This is a genomic window from Streptomyces sp. NPDC059718 (assembly GCF_042733315.1).
Lineage (GTDB): Bacteria > Actinomycetota > Actinomycetes > Streptomycetales > Streptomycetaceae > Actinacidiphila.
On the sequence record NZ_JBHWGA010000085.1, the window covers coordinates 1 to 21,004 of the forward strand.

A 21,004-nucleotide genomic window follows, 5' to 3' on the forward strand; every position below is an offset into this window, starting at 1 on the left:
CGGTTACATTTCGAACCCGGAAGCTAAGCCTTTCAGCGCCGATGGTACTGCAGGGGGGACCCTGTGGGAGAGTAGGACGCCGCCGAACAATTATTGAGCCCGTCGCCGGAGCCTCTTGAGAGGCCCGGCGGCGGGCTTTTTCATGCCCTGAGGTAAGGTCGGGTGGAATCATCCGAGCGTACGTTCAAGAGAAGGGGCCCCCGGTGGAGGTCCAGGAGACAAGGGTGCAGACGGATCGCGTCTTCACGATCCCCAACATCCTGAGCATGGCACGGCTGTTGGGCGTGCCCGTGTTCCTGTGGCTCATCCTGTGGCCCGAGTTCGGCGGTCCGAAGGTCGACGGCTGGGCACTGCTCGTGCTCGCCCTCAGCGGCGTCAGCGACTACCTGGACGGGAAGCTCGCGCGCCGCTGGAACCAGATCAGCAGCCTCGGCAGGGTGCTGGACCCGGCCGCGGACCGTCTGTACATCGTCTCCACGATCATCGGCCTCACGTGGCGCGGGATCCTACCGTGGTGGCTGACGGCCATCCTGGTGGCCCGGGACGCCGTCATGGGCGTGATGATCCTGGTCATGCGCCGGCACGGCTGGGGTCCGCCGCAGGTCAACTTCATGGGCAAGGCCGCCACCTTCAACCTCATGTACGCCTTTCCGTTGCTGCTGCTGAGCGACGGCGACGGGTGGCTGAACACGCTCGCTGCTATTTTCGGATGGGCGTTCGCCGGATGGGGTACAACGCTGTATTGGTGGGCAGGGATCCTCTACGTGGTCCAGGTCCGCCGACTCGTCAGGGCGGACGCCACGGCCGATTGAGCCCGCGTACCCGGCAGGAGAGCCCTCCGGCCGGGTACCCCGCGCGTGACCGGCGGTCCGGGGGACCGCGACGGTCCGCGTGAGAGAGAGCACGGGTGACGTCGGCAAGACAGTCGTCTCTTTGAGGAGGACGCTTCCGACATGAAGGCCGTCGTGATGGCCGGCGGCGAAGGCACACGCCTTCGCCCGATGACCTCGAGCATGCCCAAGCCGCTGCTGCCGGTCGTGAATCAGCCGATCATGCAGCACGTGCTCAAGCTGCTCAAGCGGCACGGTCTGACCGAGACCGTGGTGACCGTGCAGTTCCTCGCCTCGCTCGTCAAGAACTACTTCGGTGACGGCGAAGAACTCGGCATGGATCTCACCTACGCGAACGAGGAGAAGCCACTCGGCACCGCCGGCAGCGTCAAGAACGCCGAGGACGCACTCAAGGACGATTCGTTCCTGGTGATCTCCGGTGACGCACTGACCGATTTCGACCTGACCGAGCTGATCAACTTCCACAAGGAAAAGGGCGCGCTGGTCACGGTCTGCCTGACCCGGGTGCCCAATCCCCTGGAGTTCGGGATCACCATCGTCGACGAGGAGGGCAAGGTCGAGCGCTTCCTCGAGAAGCCGACCTGGGGCCAGGTCTTCTCGGACACGGTGAACACCGGCATCTACGTCATGGAGCCGGAGGTCTTCGACTACGTCGAGGCCGACGTCTCGGTGGACTGGTCCGGTGACGTCTTCCCGCAGTTGATGAAGGAAGGCAAGCCCGTCTACGGCTACATCGCCGAGGGCTACTGGGAGGACGTCGGCACCCACGAGAGCTACATCAAGGCGCAGGCCGACGTCCTGGAGGGCAAGGTCGACGTCGACCTCGAGGGCTTCGAGATCTCGCCCGGCGTCTGGGTCGCCGAGGGCGCGGAGGTGCACCCGGACGCGACGCTGCGCGGTCCCCTGTACGTCGGTGACTACGCCAAGGTCGAGGCCGGGGCCGAGCTGCGCGAGCACACGGTGATCGGCTCCAACGTCGTCGTGAAGTCCGGGGCCTTCCTGCACAAGGCCGTCGTCCACGACAACGTCTACATCGGGCCGCAGACCAACCTGCGCGGCTGCGTCATCGGCAAGAACACCGACGTAATGCGCGCGGCGCGGATCGACGACGGAGCGGTCATCGGCGACGAGTGCCTGATCGGCGAGGAGTCGATCATCGCGGGCAACGTCCGGGTGTACCCGTTCAAGACCATCGAGGCCGGCGCCTTCGTGAACACGTCGGTGATCTGGGAGTCCAGGGGCCAGGCGAACCTGTTCGGCGCGCGCGGCGTCTCCGGCATCCTGAACGTGGAGATCACCCCGGAGCTCGCCGTGCGCCTCGCGGGCGCGTACGCGACGACGCTCAAGAAGGGCGCGACCGTCACGACCGCCCGTGACCACTCCCGTGGTGCCCGTGCGCTGAAGCGTGCGGTGATCTCTGCGCTCCAGGCCAGCGCGATCGACGTGCGGGACCTGGAGAACGTGCCGATGCCCGTGGCGCGGCAGCAGACCGCGCGCGGCAGTGCCGGCGGCATCATGATCCGCACGAGTCCTGGCATCCCCGACTCGGTGGACATCATGTTCTTCGACGAACGCGGCGCCGACCTGTCGGCGGCGGGGCAGCGCAAGCTGGACCGCGTGTTCGCGCGCCAGGAGTACCGCCGTGCGTTCCCCGGTGAGATCGGCGACCTGAACTTCCCGGCGAGCGTCTTCGACTCCTACACGGGCGCGCTGCTGCGGGCCGTGGACACCTCGGGCATCGCCGACGCCGGGCTGAAGGTCGTGGTCGACGCCGCGAACGGCAGCGCGGGCCTCGTCCTGCCCAGCCTCCTCGGCCGGCTCGGGGTGGACTCGCTGACGATCAACCCCGGCCTCAACGAGGCCAGGCCCACCGAGACGGCCGACGGCCGGCGTGCGGGCCTGGTCCGGCTCGGGGAGATCGTCGCGTCCTCGCGGGCGGCCTTCGGCGTGCGCTTCGACCCGGTCGGGGAGCGGCTGTCGCTGGTGGACGAGCGCGGCAAGATCATCGAGGACGACCGGGCGCTGCTGGTCATGCTCGACCTGGTCGCCGCCGAGCGGCGCAGCGGCCGGGTGGCGCTCCCCGTGACGACGACCCGGATCGCCGAACAGGTCGCGGCGTACCACGGGACGCAGGTGGACTGGACGACGACCTCGCCCGACGACCTCACCCGTGTCGGCCGGCAGGACACGACCATCTTCGGCGGTGACGGCAAGGGCGGCATCATCATCCCGGAGTTCAGCAGCGTCTTCGACGGCGCCGCGGCCTTCGTGCGGCTGATCGGCCTGGTGGCCCGTACCCAGCTCACCCTGAGCCAGATCGACGCCCGCATCCCGCGTGCCCACGTCCTCAAGCGGGACCTGGCGACGCCGTGGGCGGTCAAGGGCCTGGTCATGCGCCGGGTGGTCGAGGAGGCGGGCGACCGCAACGTCGACACCACCGACGGCGTGCGCGTGGTCGAGGCGGACGGCCGCTGGGTGATGGTGCTGCCCGACCCGGCCGAGGCGGTCACGCACGTGTGGGCGGAGGGGCCGGACGACGCCTCCGCGCAGGCACTGCTCGACGAGTGGGCGTCGATCGTGGACAGCGCCGGCCGCTGATCCCGCTCCGGCACCGGCTCACGGGCCCCTCCCGACGCGACGAACGGCGCGTCGGGAGGGGCCCGTTCGAGGTCGGTGGCACGGACATGCGACGATGTGCGGCATGTCGCAGCAGCACCCCGATCGGAGCAGCGCCCCTGGGAGGGCCGTGACCCGGCGCCCGGACGCCTCCATGTCGCTGCTGACGAACGTCATGGAGCACAGTCTCGACGACGGGTACGCCGAGGCCACCGCCCGACGGGGCGCCACGGGCACGTCCCGTCTGCCCGGAACGCTGCGGGGCCGGCTGGTGCTCGCACTGGGCCTGGTGCTGGCCGCCGTGGTGGTCACCATAGGCGCGGCGCAGACGCAGGTGGCCGCCCCGACGCTGGCCAAGGAGCGGCAGAAGCTCATCGACCGCATCGAGTCCGAGACCCGTACCGCCGACGAGCTGCAGAAGAGCGTGGACGGGCTGCGCGACGACGTGGCGGCCAAGCAGCGGCAGGCGCTCAACGACCGCGACGGTGACACGGAGCGCGTGGCGCTCCTGGCCGGGGCGACGCCGGTCAGGGGGCCGGGCATCGAGCTGGAGGTCAACGACGCCAAGGAGGCCTCGTCGGGCGGCGGCAGCGATCCGCGTACGACCAGTGACTTCACCGACACCGGCCGGGTGCGCGACCGGGACATGCAGCGCGTGGTCAACGGCCTGTGGGCGGCGGGGGCGGAGGCCATCTCCATCAACGGACAGCGGTTGACGTCGTTGTCGGCCATCCGTGCCGCGGGTGACGCCATACTGGTCGACAACCGGCCGCTGGTTCCGCCCTACACGATCCTGGCGATCGGGGACCCGCAGAAGCTGAGCACGTCCTTCCAGGACGGTGCGGACGGGCAGTACTTGCACGTCCTGCAGGAGAACTACGGGATCCGCGTGCGCATCTCCGAGAAGGAGAAGCTGGAACTGCCCGCGGCTCCGAGCCTGATCATCCGCTCCGCGACCCCGGTCCCGTCGGCCGGGCCGTCGTCGAGCGCATCCGGAAATGGGAAGGGTACGAATTGATCGCCGTACTGGGCCTGATCGTTGGAGTGGTGGTGGGCCTGGTGGTCCGCCCCGTGGTGCCGACGGTGGTCGAGCCCTACCTCCCGATCGCCGTGGTCGCCGCGCTCGACGCCGTCTTCGGCGGTCTGCGGGCCATGCTCGACGGGATCTTCGACGACAAGGTCTTCGTGGTCTCCTTCCTGTCCAACGTCGTCGTGGCCGCGCTGATCGTCTTCCTGGGCGACAAGCTGGGGGTGGGTGCGCAGCTCTCCACGGGTGTGGTCGTCGTCCTCGGCATCCGCATCTTCTCCAACGCCGCGGCGATCCGCCGCCATGTCTTCCGGGCGTGACAGCACGATGAGCGACGAGAACGACCAGACGCCGGAGCGGCCGGAGGCGCCGCGGCCCGTGGAGCCCTCCCGGCCGGAACGGCCTCGCCCCGAGCCGCCGGCCGGAGCCGAGATGCCGGCGCGGGAGCGGCCCGCGGCGCGCCCGGAGCTGCCCGCCGCCGGACCGGTGCCGGCCGCCGGGCCGTCGGACGCGGAGCGATCCGCACACGGTCGGCAGCAGCCGCCGCAGGACGCGGGGGAACCGCGGGGAACGGCGTCCGGCGTGAGCGGCCGGCAACGCCTCAAGGCGGGGCTGTGGCCGCCGCGGGTGTCCCGGGCGCAGTTGATCGTCGCGCTGCTGCTGTTCGTCCTCGGTCTGGGGCTGGCCATCCAGGTCCGCTCGACCAGCGACACCAGCGCGCTGCGCGGCGCCCGCCAGGAGGACCTGGTGCGCATCCTGGACGAGCTGGACAACCGCTCGCAGCGGCTCGGCGACGAGCGGCGGCGCCTCGAGGAGCAGCGCACGGAGCTGGAGAACAGCTCGGACCAGGCCGAGGAGGCCCGCAAGCAGACCGAGCAGAAGGCGGAGCAGCTCGGGGTGCTGGCCGGCACGGTCGCCGTCGAGGGTCCCGGCATCACGCTGACGATCAACGACCCCCAGGACGCCGTCGAGGCCGACATGCTGCTCGACGCGCTGCAGGAGCTGCGCGCCGCGGGAGCGGAGGCGATCCAGATCAACGACGTGCGGGTCGTGGCCGACACCTACTTCATCCAGGGGTCGGGCGGTGTGCAGATCGACGGGCACAAGGTCAGCCCGCCCTACCGCTTCAAGGTCATCGGTAATCCACAGGATCTTGAACCCGCCCTGAACATCCCGGGCGGCGTGGTACAGACTTTGGAGAAGGAGCAGGCCACAGCGGACGTGACGCGATCGGAGAAGATCGTTGTCGACGCCTTGCGGCCGTCGGAGCAGCCTGACTACGCTCAGTCGTCGACCCGGTGAGGCGGGGGCGAGTGGGGTTTGCGGGGGAGGGCAGGAGAATGCGGGGGGTCGCCGCACCGCTGGGGTGGTGCGTGAGGGAAACTATGTGTTGGTCGTGACTGAGGGTTCGTCCTGCCCCACGGGCGGGTCTGTGTCGTTCAAGGGGAATCGCCCGTGAAGTTGTTCGGTAAGTGGTTCGGCAAGAGTTCGCGTCAGGCTGGTGACAGCCCCACGGCGCGGCACCGCGCCCCGCGGCACGTGCAGGGGGAGGGACCGGGCGAGGAGCGCCCGCTGTTCCGTGACGGGACCGCTGCTCCGGGCGGTGACATTTCGGGCGGTCATGGCGCGGTTTCTGTTGACCCTGCGGCTGCGGGGCGCATAGGTTTCCAGCAACCATCAGCCTCTAGCACGGGTGGAGGGTCCTTGCCGGTCTGTACGCGGTGCGGGTTCCAGAACGCGGAAGCGAGCCGCTTCTGCTCCAACTGCGGCGCGCCGCTGCGCGCCGCGGTGCCGTCCGAGCGTGCCTCCGAGACCACGTCCACGATCTCCATCTCCGGGATCGAGGCGTACGAGGCCGAGGCGACGGGACAGACCGTGCTGCCGGCGCTGTCCCCGGAGGCCCAGGCCGCGGTCGACGCGCTGCCGCCGGGCTCCGCGCTGCTGGTGGTACGCCGTGGTCCCAACTCGGGGAGCCGCTTCCTCCTGGACGGCGAACTGACGACGGCCGGCCGCCACCCGGAGAGCGACATCTTCCTGGACGACGTCACCGTCTCGCGGCGTCACGTGGAGTTCCGGCGCGCTCAGGACGGTTCCTTCACGGTCTCCGACGTCGGCAGCCTCAACGGCACCTACGTCAACCGCGAGCGGATCGACTCGGTGACCCTGTCCAGTGGCGACGAGGTGCAGATCGGCAAGTACCGACTGGTCTTCTACGCGAGCCAGTGGGGCGCCTGACCCCCGCGAGGGAAGGTTCATGCTTCGTACACCGTCGGGCGGTGCCGGCAACGGCACCGCCACCGCGGACGACCGGCTGCTGAGCATCGGGGCGGTGCTCAACGAGTTGCGGGAGGAGTTCCCCGAGGTCACCATCTCCAAGATCCGCTTCCTGGAGGCGGAGGGGCTGGTGGAGCCGCAACGCACGCCCTCCGGGTACCGGAAGTTCACCGTCCGGGACGTGGAACGGCTCGGGCACGTGCTGCGCATGCAGCGTGACCACTATCTTCCGCTGAAAGTGATCCGCGAGCACCTCGACGCCCTCGACCGGGGCGAGCCGCTGCCGCTGCCCGTCCCGTCCTCCGGGGAGTCCCGGGAGCTGATCGAGGTCGGCGCGGTGGAGCGGCAGGCACCCGCGGCGCTGCGCATCGGCAGGGACGAGTTGCTGGCCGCCACGGGCGCCGAAGCGGGCGAGCTCGCCCAGTGGGAGGCGTACGGACTGGTGGAGGCCGGTCCTGACGGTGACTACGACGCCGAAACGGTGCACATCGCCAAGATCGTGGCCGATCTGGGCCGCTTCGGGCTCGAACCGCGCCATCTGCGGGCGGTGAAGGCGGCCGCCGATCGTGAGGCCGGTCTGGTGGAGCAGGTGGTCGCGCCCCTGCGCAGGCACCGCAATCCGCAGACCAGGACGCACGCGGAGGCCACCGCGCGGGAGCTGGCGGCGCTGTCCGTGCGGCTGCACGCGGCGCTGGTGCAGTCCGCGCTGAGGGTGCGGCTCTTCTGAGCCGACATTGGCCAGGACACGCCCGGTCGGTGACCGGCCGGGCCCGTCCCGACTACCCAAACCTGCCGGGCACGGCCTAGGGTTGCTGTGTGAACGAGCTCGACGTCGTGGGTGTCCGGGTCGAAATGCCCTCCAACCAGCCGATTGTGCTCCTGCGGGAAGTGGGAGGCGACCGCTACCTGCCCATCTGGATCGGGCCGGGGGAGGCCACCGCCATCGCTTTCGCGCAACAGGGCATGACGCCCGCGCGGCCGCTGACCCATGATCTGTTCAAGGACGTGCTCGAGGCCGTCGGCCAGACGCTGACCGAGGTCCGGATCACCGACCTGCGTGACGGCGTCTTCTACGCCGAGCTGGTGTTCGCCAGTGGCGTCGAGGTGAGCGCCCGTCCCTCGGATGCCATAGCGCTCGCGCTGCGCACCGGAACCCCCATCTACGGGAGCGACGGGGTGCTGGACGACGCCGGCATCGCCATTCCCGACGAGCAGGAGGACGAGGTCGAGAAGTTCCGCGAGTTCCTCGACCAGATCTCGCCGGAGGACTTCGGAACCAGCAGTCAATAGGGCCCGCCAAGGCCATTCGTCCAGCCTTACCCCCACCATGGACACGGGAAACCACCTCTGGGGTTGATATCACTCGGCGTGCCGAGCGTGGCGATCGTTGACGCACCCGGAGTGACTGCCTACCGTCGAGAAGGAAAGTCCCGATGGCACGTGCGCGTGCCCTGAGGGGTGCGAAGGGACGGGAGGTCGGCGTGAGAAGCACCGGCGACGGTACGGCCTTTGGCGGCCCGTATCCGATGCGCGGGGCCTTGGCCCGCAACGCCGCGACGCCCCCCGGAGGGGGTTCGGGCGACACCTCGGGACAGCAGCCGGAGGGGGCCGGCGAACGGGTCGGCTACCGCGGGCCCACCGCCTGTGCGGCGACCGGCATCACGTATCGCCAGCTGGACTACTGGGCGCGTACCGGGCTCGTGGAGCCCAGCATCCGCCCTGCGTACGGCTCGGGGACGCAGCGGTTGTACAGCTTCCGGGACGTCGTGGTCCTCAAGATCGTCAAGCGGCTCCTCGACACGGGCGTGTCCCTGCAGAACATCCGCACCGCCGTGCAGCACCTGCGGTCCAGCGCGCCCGCCGAGCTCACCCGCATGACGCTGATGAGCGACGGCGCGACGGTGTACGAGTGCACCTCGCCTGACGAGGTCGTCGACCTCCTCCAGGGCGGTCAGGGGATCTTCGGGATCGCCGTGGGAGTGGTGTGGCGGGACGTCGAGGGCGCCCTGTCGCAGCTGCACTCCGAGCGCGTCGACACCGGGGAGACCGTGGTCGGCCACAACCCGGGCGACGAGCTGGCGCGGCGCCGCAACCGCGCGGGCTGAACCGGGCCGAACCGCGCGGGCCGGACCGCGGCCCACCCGTCCGCCGTACAGGCGTACGGCGGATGTCGGACCCGTGGGGCACCATCGGTGACTGTGAGAAGCGCGCCGACCATCCTCCACCTGGACATGGACGCGTTCTTCGCCGCCGTCGAGCAGGTCGCGAAGCCGAGTCTGCGGGGGAAGCCGGTCGTCGTGGGAGGTCTCGGGCCGCGCGGCGTGGTCGCGACCGCCTCGTACGAGGCCCGGGTGCACGGGGTGCACTCGGCCATGGCGATGGCCCACGCGCGCCGGCTGTGCCCGAACGCCGCGTACCTCGTGCCGCGCTTCGCCGTCTACCGGCAGATCAGCGACATCGTCATGGAGCTGCTCTCACGGCTGTCGCCGCTGGTCGAGCCGCTCAGCCTCGACGAGGCCTTCGTGGACCTGGAGGCGGGCGGGATCGCGGACGACCCGCGCGCGGTGGGCGAGCGGCTGCGGGCGGACATCCGGGCGGCCACCGGGGTCACCGGCTCGGTGGGGCTCGCGGGCTCCAAGCTGCTCGCCAAGATCGCCTCGGAGCAGGCCAAGCCCGACGGGCTGGTCGTCATCGAGCCCGGCACCGAGCGCGAGCTGCTGGCCCCCATGCAGGTGCGTACGCTGCCCGGCGTGGGGCCGGCGACGGCGGAGCACCTGCGGCGGGCGGGCATCCTCACGGTCGGCGAGGTCGTGGAGGCGGGGGAGGCCGAGCTGGTGCGGCTGCTCGGCAAGGCGCACGGCGCCCATGTGCACGGGATGGCCCTGGGGATCGACGAGCGGCCCGTGGTCGCCGACCGCGAGAGCAAGTCGGTCTCGGTCGAGGACACCTTCGACGTCGACCTCACCGACCGCGTACGGGTCCGGCTCGAGGTGGACCGGCTGGCCGACCGCTGCGTGCGCAGGCTGCGCGCGGCGGGCCGCTCGGGTCGCACGGTGGTGCTGAAGGTACGGCGGTACGACTTCACGACGCTGACCCGTTCGGAGACCCTGCGCGCCCCGACCGACGACCTCGCGGTGGTGCGGGAGACCGCGGCGCGGCTGCTGGAGGCCGTCGAGATCACCGGCGGCGTACGCCTGCTCGGGGTCGGTGTCGCGGGGCTCGCCGACTTCACGCAGGAGGACCTGTTCGCCCAGGCGGCCGGACGGGAGGAGGGCGCGGCGGGGGAGGAGTCCGCCCCGTCCGAGAGGGCGCCGGAGCGGTCCGCGGAGGAAGCCCGGGAGCAGGAGCCGGCGGAGCGGCGCTGGGTGCCGGGCCAGGACGTGCGGCACACCGAGCACGGCGCGGGATGGGTGCAGGGCAGCGGGGTCGGGAGGGTCACCGTCCGCTTCGAGGAGCCGGGCTCGCCGGTGCCGGGGCGGGTGCGCACCTTCGCGGTGACCGACCCGGAGCTCGAGCCGTCCGAGCCGCTCCCGCTGGTGTTACCGGGCCTGCCGGGGCTCCCGCGTCAAGCGTCGCCGGCCAGCTTGCCGAAGTCGTGGTCCGGCGGGGGCTCCGGCACCGGGCCGGACAGCGAAGGCCCGCTCATGCCGTAGTGGTGGTAGAGCTGCAGCTCCTGCTCGGGGGAGAGGTGCCGGCCCACGCCGAAGTCGGGGGCGTCCTTGATCAGTGCCTTGTCGAACGGCACGCGCAGCTCTTCCCCGGTGAACTCGCTCGGTTCCAGCGGTACGAAGGCGTCGCGGCTGAACAGACCGGTGCGCACCGCGGCCCATTCGGGCTCTCCGGTGGCGTCGTCGAGGTACACCTCGTCGACCGTGCCGATCTTCATCCCGTTGCGGTCGAAGGCCCTGCGCCCGATGAGGCTGCGCGGATCGATACCGGTCTGCACGGTCCCTCCAACTGGTCGCGATTAATCCTATTTAGGCACGAAAGGTGGCGGCTGTCACATGACCCGTCCCCGGACCGCGCTGGTACGCTGACAGCGGCTGCTGACCCCTTGCGGGAGAGTCCTGGCGACGCGGGGAACCGTCCGCCGGGCGCCGAAGGAGCAAACCCTCCCCGGAATCTCTCAGGCATCCGTACCGCATGGGTGAGGTCACTCTGGAAAGCAGGAAGGGCGGCACACCGCGTGCGCGGCCGCTTCCTCACCGACGGTGAAAGCCGTCCCGGCACCTGCGGGACGGTGAAGCTCTCAGGTTCAGATGACAGAGGGGGAGGCCGTGTCGCGTCAGACCAGGAGGCCTCCGCAGATGACCGCCAACCGCATCCCACTCTCCGAGCTGGAGCGCGGCATCCCCTTCGAGCAGCGCCACATCGGGCCCGACGCCGGTGCGCAGGCCAAGATGCTCGCGCAGGTCGGCTACGGCTCGCTGGACGAGCTGACCGCCGCCGCCGTGCCGGACACCATCAAGAGCGCCGAGGCGCTCGGTCTGTCCGACGCCCGCACCGAGCCCGAGGTCCTCGCCGAACTGCGTTCGCTCGCCGACCGCAACCAGGTGCTGCGGCCCATGATCGGGCTCGGCTACTACGGCACCTTCACCCCGCCGGTCATCCTGCGCAACGTCATGGAGAACCCCGCCTGGTACACGGCGTACACGCCCTACCAGCCGGAGATCTCCCAGGGCCGCCTGGAGGCCCTGCTGAACTTCCAGACGGTCGTCGCCGACCTCACCGGGCTGTCCACCTCCGGCGCCTCGCTGCTCGACGAGAGCACCGCGGCCGCCGAGGCCATGGCCCTGGCCCGCCGGGTCGGCAAGGTCAAGGACGGCGTCTTCCTGATCGACGCCGACACCTTCCCGCAGACCGTCGCCGTGATCGAGACCCGTGCCGAGCCGACCGGCGTCGAGGTCGTCGTCGCCGACCTCAGCGAGGGCATCCCGGCGGAGATCGCCGAGCGCGGCGTCTTCGGCGTGCTGCTGCAGTACCCGGGCGCCTCCGGCGCCGTGCGCGACCTCAAGCCGGTCGTGGAGCAGGCGCACGGGCTCGGCGCGATCGTCACCGTCGCCGCCGACCTGCTGGCCCTGACCGTGCTCACCTCTCCCGGCGAGCTCGGCGCGGACATCGCGGTCGGCACCACCCAGCGCTTCGGTGTGCCCATGGGCTTCGGCGGGCCGCACGCCGGCTACATGGCCGTCCGTGACATGTACGCCCGCAGCCTCCCGGGCCGTCTGGTCGGCGTCTCCGTCGACGCCGACGGCGACAGGGCCTACCGTCTGGCCCTGCAGACCCGCGAGCAGCACATCCGCCGCGAGAAGGCCACCAGCAACATCTGCACCGCGCAAGTGCTGCTCGCCGTCATGGCCGGCATGTACGCGGTCTACCACGGCCCGGACGGCCTGGCGCAGATCGCCCGCCGCACCCACCGCTACGCCTCGGTCCTCGCCGCGGGCCTGCGCGCCGGCGGCGTCGAGGTGACCACCGGAGCCTTCTTCGACACCGTCACCGCCCGCGTGCCCGGCCGTGCCGCCGAGGTCGTGGCCGCCGCCCGCGAGGCCGGGGTCAACCTGCGCCAGGTCGACGCCGACCTGGTCGGCATCGCCTGCGACGAGACCACCGGCCGTGCCGACCTCGCCGCGGTCTGGGACGCCTTCGGCGTCACCGGCGCCGACGTCGAGGCCCTGGACGCGACCACCGAGGACGCGCTGCCCGCCGGTCTGACCCGCGGCGTGGACTACCTGACCCACCCGGTCTTCCACCAGCACCGCTCCGAGACCGCGATGCTGCGCTACCTGCGCCGCCTCGCCGACCGTGACTACGCGCTGGACCGCGGCATGATCCCGCTGGGCTCCTGCACCATGAAGCTCAACGCGACCACCGAGATGGAGCCGGTCACCTGGCCCGAGTTCGGCGCGCTGCACCCCTTCGCGCCCGCCGACCAGGCCGAGGGCTACCTGACCCTCATCCGTGAGCTGGAGGAGCGCCTCGCCGAGGTCACCGGCTACGACAAGGTCAGCCTCCAGCCGAACGCCGGCTCCCAGGGTGAGCTCGCCGGCCTGCTCGCCGTCCGCGCCTACCACCGCGCCAACGGTGACGCCCAGCGCACCGTCTGCCTGATCCCGTCCTCCGCGCACGGCACCAACGCCGCCAGCGCCGTGATGGCCGGCATGAGGGTCGTCGTCGTGAAGACCGCGGGCGACGGCGAGGTCGACGTCGAGGACCTGCGCGCCAAGATCGAGCAGTACCGCGACGAGCTCGCCGTGCTCATGGTCACCTACCCCTCCACGCACGGTGTCTTCGAGGAGCACATCGGCGACATCTGCGCCGCGGTGCACGACGCGGGCGGCCAGGTCTACGTGGACGGCGCGAACCTCAACGCCCTGGTGGGCCTGGCGAAGCCCGGTCACTTCGGCGGCGACGTGTCGCACCTGAACCTGCACAAGACCTTCTGCATCCCGCACGGCGGCGGCGGCCCCGGCGTCGGCCCGGTCGCTGTCCGCGCCCACCTCGCCCCGTACCTGCCGAACCACCCGCTCCAGCCGGCCGCCGGCCCGGAGACGGGCGTCGGCCCGATCTCGGCCGCCCCGTGGGGCTCGGCCGGCATCCTGCCGATCTCCTGGGCGTACGTGCGGCTCATGGGCGGCGAGGGCCTCAAGCGCGCCACCCAGGTTGCGGTGCTCAGCGCGAACTACGTGGCCAAGCGCCTGGAGCCGCACTTCCCGGTGCTCTACACGGGTCCCGGCGGTCTCGTCGCGCACGAGTGCATCATCGACCTGCGCCCGCTGACCAAGGAGACGGGCGTGACGGTCGACGACGTCGCCAAGCGCCTGATCGACTACGGCTTCCACGCGCCGACGATGTCGTTCCCGGTGGCCGGGACGCTGATGATCGAGCCGACGGAGAGCGAGAACCTCGCGGAGCTGGACCGCTTCTGCGACACGATGATCGCGATCCGCGCCGAGATCGAGCGGGTCGGCTCGGGGGAGTGGCCCGCGCAGGACAACCCGCTGCGCAACGCCCCGCACACGGCGGCGGCGCTGGGCGGCGACTGGGAGCACCCGTACTCCCGTGAGGAGGCGGTCTTCCCCTCCGGTGTGTCGGCCGCGGACAAGTACTGGCCGCCGGTCCGCCGCATCGACGGCGCCTTCGGCGACCGCAACCTGGTCTGCTCCTGCCCCCCGCTGGACGAGTACGACGCGTAAGGGCGCCTGACGCGCTCAAGGGTCGGCCCCGCTGCTGCAGCGGGGTCGGCCCTGGTTCGTTCCCGGCCCGGGTCAGGCCGCCGTGACGATGTGCTCGCTGCCGAGCGGGCGGTGCGGGGCGATGATCTGCCCGTCGGGGAGCAGCTCACCGGTGTCCTCGAAGAGCAGGACGCCGTTGCACAGCAGGCTCCAGCCCTGCTCGGGGTGGCTGGCCATGATGTGGGCGGCCTCGCGGTCGGGGCTGCCGGCGGACGGGCAATGCGGCTGGTGCGGGCACATGGACGACGTCTTTCGCTGCGAGTGGTGTGAAGTACGGCTGCCTTGGGTAGGAACCTCAGTCATGCCGCTCCCCCGTTCAGTCGGTCGGTCCCAGTGTTGCTCTACTGAGGGATTTCCGCAGGGATTTCGCGTGAGCTGTCCTCGTTAGTTGGGGACGCATTCACTCTCGCGGGCGGTTGCCCGGACAATGCAACGCCTCCGTGACCGGACGGTCACGGAGGCGTGTGCGGGTCGCCCCAGCCGGGAGCCTCAGGCGGTGGTGCCGAGCAGTGGTGGCGGAGCCAGCCGCAGGGTGAGCACCGGCACCAGGTCGGAGAGCCGGTGCATGCGGTGCGCGGCGATCCCCGGCGGGGCCGGCGCCAGCGGGATCAGCAGGTCGGAAGGGGCCGGCTGGGCCGTGCCCGCGTCCGCTGCGACGTCCCCGTGCAGCCACAGCGTCAGCATGTAGAGCCCCGGTACCGAGAGCAGGTGCGGCTGGTAGGGGGTGGTGAGCGCATCGGCCTGGCGCAGCGCGCGCTCGGTGGAGGCCAGGTACGGGCCCTCGCAGAAGTGCGAGAACGCCCAGCCGTCCGGGGTGTCCACGGTCTCGCCCGCGGCGGCCACCTTGTCGCCGGTACGGATGTGGAAGCGCCAGCCGGTCAGTCGCGCCCGAGGCAGTCCTCCCGGTTCGGTGATCACGGGGTCGAGGACGTGCAGGGGGAGCGGATGCTCGGCGACCAGGGGCCCCGTGGCGTTGCGCAGTGAGGGGGTGCGGGCCTCACGGACGGCGGTGGGGGAGCTCAGGGCGGCGAGAACGCTCCGCAGGGCGGGAGCGGGGGCTGGGGCTACCTGCAGCGGCATGGTGGGCGGCCTCTCATGAGGAGACACGGGGGGTGTTCGACGGGGTGCGGACAGCACTGTCAGCGATGGAGCAGATGACACTGCGGCAGGCCGGGACAGCCCGGATCCGCGGGGCGCGTGGGGGCGGCGACGTTCGGAATCAGCGTGGGCATGCGGATCCCTTCCCGTGGCCGGATGCGTCGCGGGCGCGCGGCGGGTCGCGGAGGCTCTGCCTGTGAACGAAGGATATACGAGGAGTGTTCGCGCAGTGTTTCATCTAGCCGTCAGTGATATTACGGGCAAGGCGCTTCCCGGTCACCCTGGGCAGGTAATAGCGCCCCAATTGCGCCGTCGCCCACGCCGTGAACTGCGCTTTCTGCGTTACTGCGGATGGCTGAATCTCGTCGGTGTTTTTCACGACACTGCCGCCGCCGGCATGTGAATTCCGTCCTTGCCCGCGGAATGTGCCGCAAGACGGTGCTCGTGGCCAGCTTAGCGGCTCGGCGCCGGCGCCGGAGGCCTTATCGATCTCAGGGCTGGGCATGATGTGATCACGGCCCACTCGAGGAAGGACCTCCGATGGGGGAAAAGGTCGCGGCCACGGGGTTCGACCTGGCCGACCGCCAGCGCTACCGCAGGAAGCTGAAGCAGTGCCTGCTGGGGTTGGAGCGACTGCTGGAGGAGAAGCGATTCGACCGGCCCCGCAATCTGATGGGGCTGGAGATCGAACTCAATCTCACCGACCGCGACGGGCTGCCGCGCATGATGAACGAGGAGGTCCTCGAGCGCATCGCGAGCCGTGATTTCCAGACCGAGCTCGCACAGTTCAACATTGAAGTGAACATCGCCCCGCACCGGCTTTCCGGCCGGGTCCTGGACCGGCTCGCAGAAGAGTTGCGCATGGGCCTGGGATATGCCGAGGGAAAGGCCCGCGAGGTCGGCGCCCGCATCGTGATGGTGGGAATCCTGCCCACCCTCGGCGCGCAGGACCTGGTCGGAGCCAACCTGTCCCGCGTCGACCGCTACATGCTGCTCAACGACCGCATCCTCGCCGCCCGCGGCGAGGACATCACCCTGGACATCTCGGGGGTGGAGCGGCTGACCTGCGTCTCCGGCTCGATCGCCCCGGAGGCCGCGTGCACCTCGATGCAGATGCACCTGCAGGTGACCCCCGTGCGGTTCGCCGCGGTGTGGAACGCAGCGCAGGCGGTGGCCGGCCCCCAGGTCGCGCTCGGCGCCAACTCGCCCTTCCTGTTCGGGCGTGAGCTGTGGCGGGAGACCCGCCCCACGCTGTTCCAGCAGGCCACCGACACCCGCCCCGAGGAACACCGGGCCCAGGGCGTGCGCCCGCTGACCTGGTTCGGCGAGCGCTGGATCGACTCCGCGTACGACCTCTTCGCCGAGAACGTGCGCTACTTCCCCTCCCTGCTGCCGATCTGCGAGGACGAGGACCCGCTGCACGTCCTGGACGAGGGCGGGGTGCCGCAGCTGAAGGAACTCACCCTGCACAACGGCACGATCTACCGCTGGAACCGCCCGGTGTACGCCGTCGTCGACGGCGTGCCGCACCTGCGGGTGGAGAACCGGGTGATGCCCGCCGGGCCGACCGTCGCCGACGTGCTCGCCAACACCGCCTTCTACTACGGGCTCGTCCGCTCCCTCGCCGAGACGTCGCGCCCGGTGTGGAGCCGGCTGCCGTTCGCGGCCGCCGCGGCGAACTTCGACGCCGCGTGCCGGTACGGCATCGACGCGGTGTTCACCTGGCCCCGGCCGGGGCGCGGCAACGGCCTCGTGGAGATCGGGGCCGTCGAACTCGTCCAGGACGAACTGCTCCCGATGGCGGCCGCCGGACTGGACGCGTGGGGCATCGACCCGGTGGACCGGGACCACTACCTCGGCATCATCGAGGGCCGCTGCCGCAAGCGCACGAACGGCGCCGAGTGGCAGGCCGTCGCCTTCCACCAGGAGCTGGACCGCGGACTGGACCGGCAGCGGGCGCTGGCCGCGATGACCCTGCGCTACTGCGAGCTGATGCACACCGGCGCCCCCGTGCACGAGTGGCCGCTGGAACGCTGAGCCGCCGCCCGTGCCGCCGAGCCGATGAGGCAGGATGGCGCCGGTGGAGGCATCTGTGGACAGGAATGCGGCGGAGCCGGGCGGGTCCGGGGCCGGGCCGGTGGAGCGGCTCGGCCCGCGCGCGCTGCGCAGCGAGACCCTCCTGGTGCTCGCGCTGTCGCTCGGGGCGAGCGCGCTCGCGGCGCTGATCAGCTTCATCGGTTCGCTGACCAAGCCCGGCGGGCTCAAGGACCAGGCGGCCACCCTCGTCGGCTCGCAGGCGCCGGGCCGTCCGTGGCTGGACCTGGCCTGGCAGCTGTTCGGTGTCGCCACCGCGCTCGTCCCGGTCGCACTCGTCGCCCACCTGCTGGCCCGCGAGGGCACGGGCATGCCGGCCATCGGCTTCGACCTGCGCCGCCCGCGGACCGACCTGCTGCGCGGTGCCGCGGTGGCCGCGGCCATCGGCGGAACCGGGCTGCTGTTCTACCTGGGCGCGCGCGCCTCCGGGTTCAACCTGACGGTCGTGCCGGAGTCGCTGCCCGACGTCTGGTGGAAGATCCCCGTGCTGATCGCCTCGGCGGTCCAGAACGCGGTGCTCGAGGAGGTCGTCGTCGTCGGCTACCTGCTGCGCAGACTGGGCCAGTTGGGCTGGACGCCGGTCGGCGCGCTGGTGGCCAGCAGTGTGCTGCGCGGCTCGTACCACCTCTACCAGGGCATCGGCGGGCTCATCGGGAACATGGCGATGGGCGTCGTCTTCGTCCTGCTCTACCGGCGCTGGGGCCGGGTGGGGCCGCTGGTGGCGGCCCACGCGCTGATCGACATCGTGGCCTTCGTGGGCTACGCGCTGCTCGCCGGGAAGGTCGGCTGGCTGCCGACCGCGTGAGGCCCCGCTACGGGTGGGCGTGCAGCTCGCCGTCGATCACGGTGACGGCACGGCCGCTGAGCCGCACACGGTCGCCGCACAGAACCGTCCGCACCAGGCCCGAACGCGCCGAGGCCTGCAACCCGGTGAGCTCGTCGCGGCCCAGACGCCGCGACCAGAACGGTGCCAGGGCGGTGTGGGCGCTGCCGGTGACCGGGTCCTCGTCGATGCCGACGGCGGGGAAGAAACCGCGCGAGACGAAGTCGTAGCCGCTCGTCGCCGGGGACTCGGCGGCGGCCGTCACGATCAGGCCGCGCCTGGACGGCAGCGCAGCGACGGCGGCGACATCGGGGGTGAGCGCCCGCACGGTCTTCTCGTCGACGACCTCCACCAGCAGGTCGCCCACGTCGTCACCCGTCTCGTGCACGGACAGCACGTCGGCGCCGATCGCGGCGCCGATGTCGTCGGTGACGACCACCGAGGTCAGCGGGGCGACGGGGAAGTCCATGGTGATGGTGCCGTCGTCGTCGGCCGTCGTCGTGAGGATGCCGCAGCGGGCGCCGAACCGCACCGGTCCACGCGCGGCGCCCGTGCTGTGCAGGATGTGCGCGGTGGCGAGGGTGGCGTGCCCGCACATGTTCACCTCGGCCTTGGGGGTGAACCAGCGCAGGGCCCAGTCCGCGTCCTGGGCGCCCGGCGTGGGGTGGGCGAAGGCGGTCTCGGAGAGGTTGACCTCGGCGGCCACCCGCTGGAGCCAGCCGTCGTAGGGGAAGGCGTCCGCGTCCAGCAGCAGGACACCCGCGGGGTTGCCGGCGAAGGGGCGGTCGGTGAAGGCGTCGACGATACGAATCCGCATGCCGGCGAGCGTACGGAGGTCCGGACGCCACCGGCCAGGGCCAATCCAGGGGTTGTGGCCCGCGCCATTGGTGCCGCAGCCGCTGTCGCGCCCCAACCGGTACCGGAACCGGCCCACTTGAGAGGCGCGAAGCCGGGGCGGGCCGGGTCGTCCGCCCTCGGGTCACGTCGTGCAGGGTCACCACGGTGCGCTGGACGGCACACCGGTCGTCCACGGGATGCCGGTGCCCGGACGCCATGCCGCGTCCGGGCACCGGTCCGTCATGCCGCCGGGGGCGGCGGCGGTGCGAGCAGCGTTCCGAAGACCGTTTCGAAGAAGTCGTCGAAGGCCTCGCCCGAGCGGCCGGAACGCGCGGCGATCAGCGTGCCCTCCCAGGTGTTGAGGATGAACCGCGCCGTCCGCTCGGTGTCGAGGTCCGCCCGCAGCTCGCCGGCCTGCTGTGCCTCGGCGAGCGCGCCGGAGATCGACGAGGCCCACTGGCCGAGGGACTCACGGACGCCCGCGCGGATCGTCTCGCTGTGGTCGGCGATCTCGGCGCCGAAGTTGCCGATCATGCAGCCCCGGGTGAAGTCCGCGTCCACGGTCTCGTCGCGCAGGAACTCGAAGTGCGCGCGCAGCCGCGCCAGCGGCGCGGTGCCGGGTTCCGCCAGCTCGTGCGTCCGCCGGCCCGCGCCGTAGCGGTCGAGCGCGACGAGGGCCAGCGACTCCTTGCTGTCGAAGTGGTTGTAGAACGACCCCTTCGGAACGCCGGCCGCGTCCGTGATGTCCTTCACGCCTGCGGCGTTGTACCCCTTCGCGTGGAACTGTGCGACCGCCGCGTCGACGATCGCCTCGCGCATGCTCTGCCGGGCCATGGTGCCACCTCCGCACCGCAATATGGCCAGTCGTCTCTGTTCTGTCAAAAATACACCCGGCAGGGCTCGGCCCTCCGGGTCAGGCCGCCGCGTCCAGGACCACCCGGAAGCGGGCCTTGCCGGACATCATGCGCTCGTAGGCCTCGGGCGCCCGCGACAGGGGCATCGTCTCGACCATCGGGCGGATGCCGGAGCGCGAGCTGAACTCGAGGTTGTCCTCGTTCTCGATCGCGGAGCCGGTCAGGCTCCCGCTGATGGTGCGCGAACCGAGGACGAGGTCGGTCGTGGCGACGGAGACCGGGTCCATGGAGACGCCGACCACGACCATGTGCCCGCGCGGGGCGAGTCCGGGGACCAGCGGCGTCATCGACGTGCCGTTCGCCGCGGTGGCGACGATGGCGTCCGCGCCGCCCAGCTTGCGCAGCTCGGCTCCGGGGTCCTGCGCCGAGCTGTCGATGTAGTGGCTCGCGCCGAGTTCGAGGGCGAGCTTCTCCTTCTCCTGGCCGCGGGCGATGGCCGCGACGCGGTAGCCGAGCCGGGCGGCGTACTGGAGGCCCAGGTGGCCGAGGCCGCCGATGCCCTGGACCGCGACGAGCGCGCCGGGGCGGACGTCCAGCCGGCGCAGGGCGCTGAAGGTCGTGAGTCCGGCGCACAGCAGCGGGGCGGCGAGGGTGGGGGAGAGCTCGTCCGGCACCCGGACCAGGCCGCTGCTGCGGGTGATGAGGACCTCGGCGTAACCGCCGTCGGTGGTGGTGCCGGTCTGCGGCTGGTCGGTGCAGTTGACGAAGTCCCCGCGGCGGCAGGACGTGCACTCGCCGCAGTGACCGCCCAGGAAGCCGACGCCCACCCGGTCGCCGACGCGCCAGGCGCTCACGCCCTCGCCGACGGCGTCGATGACGCCGACGACCTCGTGGCCGGGGACGACCGGCTGCGACGGGTCGGCCCGCAGGCCCTCCACGGCGAGCGCGTCGGAGTGGCAGACGCCGCAGCTCTCCACCCTCAGCCGCACGTGCCCGGCGGGCGGGGCGACGACCTCGCGGGTGACGAGCTCGAAGTTGCGGGCGCCTGTGACCTCGAATGCGCGGTACGTGGACATGGTTCTCCTCGACGGGTCGACCGGTGGGGTGGGGGGTGGCCGGGTGGGGCGCCGCCGCGAGGGCGGCGCCAGGCCGCGGCGCAGGCCGCGCCCGTCACGCCGGAGCGACGGGCGGGCCTGCGCCAAAAACCAATATGACCGGTCGTCTCAAATGCGTCAAGCGCCGCCCGACGTAACATTTATCTCCACGGGGACGACGGCTCGTGACCGTTATTGATG

General features: G+C 71.3%; 20 protein-coding genes, 1 rRNA gene and 1 riboswitch. Of the genes, 15 read left to right on the forward strand and 6 right to left on the reverse strand.

The window, feature by feature from the left end:
- The 11 genes from rrf to ACFV3E_RS44680 all read left to right on the forward strand — a co-directional run.
- Positions 1-88 (forward strand): 5S ribosomal RNA (gene rrf / locus ACFV3E_RS44630); the annotation flags it as partial.
- Positions 89-203: 115 nt separating this feature from the next.
- On the forward strand, positions 204-812 hold the full coding sequence (gene clsA / locus ACFV3E_RS44635; RefSeq protein WP_026250929.1) for a cardiolipin synthase ClsA: 609 nt from the start codon (positions 204-206) through the stop codon (positions 810-812).
- Between the two features lie 141 nt (positions 813-953).
- The gene (locus ACFV3E_RS44640) at positions 954-3,449 is read left to right on the forward strand and encodes a sugar phosphate nucleotidyltransferase (RefSeq protein WP_500542008.1); all 2,496 of its coding nucleotides are present in this window, start codon (positions 954-956) and stop codon (positions 3,447-3,449) included.
- A 94-nt stretch (positions 3,450-3,543) separates the two neighbouring features.
- Entirely contained in the window at positions 3,544-4,485 is a 942-nt protein-coding gene (locus tag ACFV3E_RS44645) for a DUF881 domain-containing protein (protein ID WP_500542010.1), read from the forward strand.
- Entirely contained in the window at positions 4,482-4,814 is a 333-nt protein-coding gene (locus ACFV3E_RS44650) for a small basic family protein (RefSeq protein ID WP_003984969.1), read from the forward strand. Before ACFV3E_RS44645 ends, ACFV3E_RS44650 begins: the two co-directional genes overlap by 4 nt.
- Positions 4,815-4,821: 7 nt before the next feature.
- Positions 4,822-5,796: a DUF881 domain-containing protein gene (locus ACFV3E_RS44655; RefSeq protein ID WP_500542012.1), complete on the forward strand. Its 975-nt coding sequence runs from the start codon at positions 4,822-4,824 to the stop codon at positions 5,794-5,796.
- 111 nt (positions 5,797-5,907) lie between these two features.
- Positions 5,908-6,729, forward strand: a complete 822-nt coding sequence (locus ACFV3E_RS44660) for an FHA domain-containing protein (protein ID WP_500542030.1) — start codon at positions 5,908-5,910, stop codon at positions 6,727-6,729.
- Between the two features lie 19 nt (positions 6,730-6,748).
- Positions 6,749-7,495: a transcriptional regulator FtsR gene (gene ftsR, locus ACFV3E_RS44665; protein WP_500542014.1), complete on the forward strand. Its 747-nt coding sequence runs from the start codon at positions 6,749-6,751 to the stop codon at positions 7,493-7,495.
- Positions 7,496-7,584: 89 nt separating this feature from the next.
- Positions 7,585-8,058 carry a bifunctional nuclease family protein gene (locus tag ACFV3E_RS44670; RefSeq protein WP_018558705.1) on the forward strand — a complete coding sequence of 158 codons (474 nt, stop codon included), beginning with the start codon at positions 7,585-7,587 and terminating at the stop codon, positions 8,056-8,058.
- Between the two features lie 191 nt (positions 8,059-8,249).
- Positions 8,250-8,873, forward strand: a complete 624-nt coding sequence (locus ACFV3E_RS44675) for a MerR family transcriptional regulator (protein ID WP_499510565.1) — start codon at positions 8,250-8,252, stop codon at positions 8,871-8,873.
- A 93-nt stretch (positions 8,874-8,966) separates the two neighbouring features.
- The gene (locus tag ACFV3E_RS44680) at positions 8,967-10,421 is read left to right on the forward strand and encodes a DNA polymerase IV (protein WP_500542016.1); all 1,455 of its coding nucleotides are present in this window, start codon (positions 8,967-8,969) and stop codon (positions 10,419-10,421) included.
- On the opposite strand, the gene ACFV3E_RS44685 is transcribed toward ACFV3E_RS44680, so the two are convergent.
- The gene (locus ACFV3E_RS44685) at positions 10,334-10,714 is read right to left on the reverse strand and encodes a PRC-barrel domain-containing protein (protein WP_499510563.1); all 381 of its coding nucleotides are present in this window, start codon (positions 10,712-10,714) and stop codon (positions 10,334-10,336) included. The two genes, ACFV3E_RS44680 and ACFV3E_RS44685, sit on opposite strands and share 88 nt — an antisense overlap.
- 101 nt (positions 10,715-10,815) lie before the next feature.
- A riboswitch (glycine riboswitch) is annotated at positions 10,816-10,920 on the forward strand.
- A 155-nt stretch (positions 10,921-11,075) separates the two neighbouring features.
- Between ACFV3E_RS44685 and gcvP the strand changes: the two genes are divergently transcribed.
- Positions 11,076-13,964, forward strand: a complete 2,889-nt coding sequence (gene gcvP / locus ACFV3E_RS44690; RefSeq protein WP_500542018.1) for an aminomethyl-transferring glycine dehydrogenase — start codon at positions 11,076-11,078, stop codon at positions 13,962-13,964.
- Between the two features lie 72 nt (positions 13,965-14,036).
- On the opposite strand, the gene ACFV3E_RS44695 is transcribed toward gcvP, so the two are convergent.
- A complete protein-coding gene (locus tag ACFV3E_RS44695) occupies positions 14,037-14,243 on the reverse strand; it encodes a DUF5999 family protein (RefSeq protein WP_319139728.1) in 207 nt (68 codons plus the stop codon).
- Positions 14,244-14,492: 249 nt separating this feature from the next.
- A complete protein-coding gene (locus tag ACFV3E_RS44700) occupies positions 14,493-15,083 on the reverse strand; it encodes a hypothetical protein (RefSeq protein ID WP_500370780.1) in 591 nt (196 codons plus the stop codon).
- A 363-nt stretch (positions 15,084-15,446) separates the two neighbouring features.
- Between ACFV3E_RS44700 and ACFV3E_RS44705 the strand changes: the two genes are divergently transcribed.
- From ACFV3E_RS44705 to ACFV3E_RS44715, 3 genes are read left to right on the forward strand one after another with little or no spacing between them, the layout of a single operon-like run.
- The gene (locus tag ACFV3E_RS44705; protein WP_500542032.1) at positions 15,447-15,608 is read left to right on the forward strand and encodes a hypothetical protein; all 162 of its coding nucleotides are present in this window, start codon (positions 15,447-15,449) and stop codon (positions 15,606-15,608) included.
- A gap of 33 nt (positions 15,609-15,641) precedes the next feature.
- A complete protein-coding gene (locus ACFV3E_RS44710; protein ID WP_500542020.1) occupies positions 15,642-17,138 on the forward strand; it encodes a glutamate-cysteine ligase family protein in 1,497 nt (498 codons plus the stop codon).
- A 34-nt stretch (positions 17,139-17,172) separates the two neighbouring features.
- On the forward strand, positions 17,173-18,000 hold the full coding sequence (locus ACFV3E_RS44715) for a CPBP family intramembrane glutamic endopeptidase (RefSeq protein ID WP_500542022.1): 828 nt from the start codon (positions 17,173-17,175) through the stop codon (positions 17,998-18,000).
- Positions 18,001-18,007: 7 nt separating this feature from the next.
- Here ACFV3E_RS44715 and ACFV3E_RS44720 read toward each other — a convergent pair whose 3' ends face one another.
- From ACFV3E_RS44720 to ACFV3E_RS44730, 3 genes are all read right to left on the reverse strand, one after another.
- Positions 18,008-18,835 carry a PhzF family phenazine biosynthesis protein gene (locus ACFV3E_RS44720; RefSeq protein ID WP_500542024.1) on the reverse strand — a complete coding sequence of 276 codons (828 nt, stop codon included), beginning with the start codon at positions 18,833-18,835 and terminating at the stop codon, positions 18,008-18,010.
- A gap of 260 nt (positions 18,836-19,095) precedes the next feature.
- Entirely contained in the window at positions 19,096-19,689 is a 594-nt protein-coding gene (locus tag ACFV3E_RS44725) for a TetR/AcrR family transcriptional regulator (protein WP_500542026.1), read from the reverse strand.
- A 79-nt stretch (positions 19,690-19,768) separates the two neighbouring features.
- Positions 19,769-20,785 (reverse strand): alcohol dehydrogenase catalytic domain-containing protein, encoded by a 1,017-nt coding sequence (locus ACFV3E_RS44730; protein WP_500542028.1) that lies wholly within the window; start codon positions 20,783-20,785, stop codon positions 19,769-19,771.
- Positions 20,786-21,004: the final 219 nt, after the last annotated feature.

Excerpts from the sequence above, each read along its gene's own strand:
- ACFV3E_RS44725 (WP_500542026.1), bottom strand. The coding sequence starts at position 19,689 with ATGGCCCGGCAGAGCATGCGCGAGGCGATCGTCGACGCGGCGGTCGCA.
- ACFV3E_RS44715 (WP_500542022.1), top strand. The coding sequence starts at position 17,173 with ATGGCGCCGGTGGAGGCATCTGTGGACAGGAATGCGGCGGAGCCGGGC.
- ACFV3E_RS44700 (WP_500370780.1), bottom strand. The coding sequence starts at position 15,083 with ATGCCGCTGCAGGTAGCCCCAGCCCCCGCTCCCGCCCTGCGGAGCGTT.
- ACFV3E_RS44655 (WP_500542012.1), top strand. The coding sequence starts at position 4,822 with ATGAGCGACGAGAACGACCAGACGCCGGAGCGGCCGGAGGCGCCGCGG.
- ACFV3E_RS44720 (WP_500542024.1), bottom strand. The coding sequence starts at position 18,835 with ATGCGGATTCGTATCGTCGACGCCTTCACCGACCGCCCCTTCGCCGGC.
- gcvP (WP_500542018.1), top strand. The coding sequence starts at position 11,076 with ATGACCGCCAACCGCATCCCACTCTCCGAGCTGGAGCGCGGCATCCCC.
- ACFV3E_RS44730 (WP_500542028.1), bottom strand. The coding sequence starts at position 20,785 with ATGTCCACGTACCGCGCATTCGAGGTCACAGGCGCCCGCAACTTCGAG.
- ftsR (WP_500542014.1), top strand. The coding sequence starts at position 6,749 with ATGCTTCGTACACCGTCGGGCGGTGCCGGCAACGGCACCGCCACCGCG.
- ACFV3E_RS44645 (WP_500542010.1), top strand. The coding sequence starts at position 3,544 with ATGTGCGGCATGTCGCAGCAGCACCCCGATCGGAGCAGCGCCCCTGGG.
- ACFV3E_RS44640 (WP_500542008.1), top strand. The coding sequence starts at position 954 with ATGAAGGCCGTCGTGATGGCCGGCGGCGAAGGCACACGCCTTCGCCCG.
- ACFV3E_RS44695 (WP_319139728.1), bottom strand. The coding sequence starts at position 14,243 with ATGTGCCCGCACCAGCCGCATTGCCCGTCCGCCGGCAGCCCCGACCGC.
- ACFV3E_RS44710 (WP_500542020.1), top strand. The coding sequence starts at position 15,642 with ATGGGGGAAAAGGTCGCGGCCACGGGGTTCGACCTGGCCGACCGCCAG.